Below are 1,902 nucleotides of genomic sequence, written 5' to 3' on the forward strand. Positions count from 1 at the left end.
GTATGGCGGACGTCCGTGCCGGGCGGGGCGAGTCGGCGCAGCGCGTCGAGGACGCTCGCTCCGGTGCCGGGGCGCTGCGGGGCGGTGTAGTCGCCGAGTTGGTGGGCGGTGGTGGCGGCGTGCGGGCCGAGCACGGCGACACGGCGTACCGAGGCGCCGATGGGCAGCACGCCGGTCGGGTCGCGCAGGAGGGTGACGCAGGCCCGCGCCAGGTCGGTGCTCAGCGCGCGCCCGGTGTGTTCGGGGATGGGCGTGCGGCGGGTGTAGGGGTTCTCGAACAGGCCGAGGCGGAACTTCAGGCGCAGGACACGGGCGACGGCGGCGTCCAGGGCGGCCTCGCCCACCAGGCCCCGTTCGACGGCCTCCTCCAGGTGTGTGAAGCCCTCGTCCCAGAGGCTGAGGTCGATTCCGGCGTCCAGGGCGAGAGCGCCCGCGGAGACCTTGTCTCCGGTGATGCGGGCGAGACGGTCCACGGCGAGCCCGTCGGCCATGACCAGGCCCCGGAAACCCCAGCCGTCGCGGAGCAGCCCGGTGAGGAGGGCGCGGTTGCCGGAGCAGGGCATGCCGTCGACCTCGTTGTAGGCGGCCATGACGGCGGCGGCGCCGGCGCGGACTCCGGCGCGGGCGGCCGGGAGGTGGATCTCGCGCAGTTCGCGCGGGCCGAGTTCGGACTCGGCGGAGTTGCGGCCGCCGACGGTGGCGCCCTGGCCGGCGAAGTGCTTGAGGACGACGGGGGCGCGGTCGGCGGCGAAGTCTCCGTCCGCGTCCGGTGTGCCCTGCATGCCCCGCACCAGTGCCTCGGTCAGGCGGGCCGCGAGGTACGGGTCCTCGCCGAAGCACTCCTCGGTACGGCCCCAGCGCGGGTCCCGGGCGATGTCCAGCGCGGAGACGAGGGCCACGTGGCCGCCCCGGGCGCGGAGTTCGGCGGCGGCGTGCGCTGCGGCCCGCTCGTACAGGTCGGGGTCCCAGGTGGCGCCGACGGCCAGGTTGACGGGCAGGACCGTGCCGTCGAGGGCCATGTGGCCGTGCGGGACCTCCTCGACGAAGAGGGCGGGGATGCGCAGGCGGCTGCGGTCCAGGACGTGCCGCTGGACCAGGTCGGCGAGGTCGGCGCTGTCGTCGGCCCCGGGTCCGTGGCCGTGGTCGACGCCGGACCAGGCGTCGGCGCGCATCAGTCCGTACAGGGCGCCCAGGCCCGCGAAACGCTCGGTCTCGGCGTGCAGGGCGTCGGTGAGCTCGAAGTCCCCGGCCGGGGTGCGGCGGTAGGCGTCCCAGCCGTACATCCGCTGGTTGAGCTGGCCGGCCTTCTCACGCCGGGTCATCCGGGAGAGGAGGTCGGCGACGCGCGTGTCGAGGGGGGCGGCAGGGTCGAGGTACGAGGGCTGCGTCGCGGGGGCGACCGGCTGGTGCTGAGGGGGCATGGGTCGTCCTTGTCGGCATCGGGGAGGAGCTGAGTTGGGGGTTGCGGGGGCTCTCGCCGGGTCAGCCGCCGGGGGTGTGGGCGAGGCGGGCCAGGGCGACGGCGCCCGGGGAGCCGTCCGACACCGGGGTGACGGAGAGTCCGTGCGCGGCCAGGCGTTCGGTCAGCGGGGGCAGCAGGGGGCCGTTCGGGGCGAGCAGGCCGCCGGTGGCGACGAGGGGTTCGCCCCGGTGCGGTGACAGGGCCGCGACGGTCTCGGCCAGGCGGCGGGCGGCCTCCTGGAGGATCCGCACGGCGACGGTGTCCTGCTCCTCGGCGGTCCGCACCACCCCGGGCGCGTGGTCGGCCAGGCGGACGGGCGACCGGTCCATCACGGCGGGCAGCAGCCGGGCGCGGTAGGCCGTGCGCCGGTCGGCGCTCCACGGGACGGCGTCAACGGCTCCGTAGCCCTCCGGCGGCAGGACCTCCGCGGGCAGCCCGAG

At 76.3% G+C, this 1,902-nt stretch carries 1 protein-coding gene and 1 pseudogene; both read right to left on the reverse strand.

The features are described from left to right. The coding region (locus AWZ10_RS36495) for a glycoside hydrolase family 3 protein (protein ID WP_167366025.1) at positions 1–1,421 on the reverse strand (1,421 nt) is incomplete at its 3' end. 61 nt (positions 1,422–1,482) lie between these two features. Next, a pseudogene (locus tag AWZ10_RS36500) lies at positions 1,483–1,902 on the reverse strand (ATPase); the annotation flags it as partial.

The sequence above is a fragment of the Streptomyces europaeiscabiei genome, assembly GCF_001550375.1.
In the GTDB taxonomy this organism is placed as follows: Bacteria; Actinomycetota; Actinomycetes; order Streptomycetales; family Streptomycetaceae; genus Streptomyces; species Streptomyces europaeiscabiei.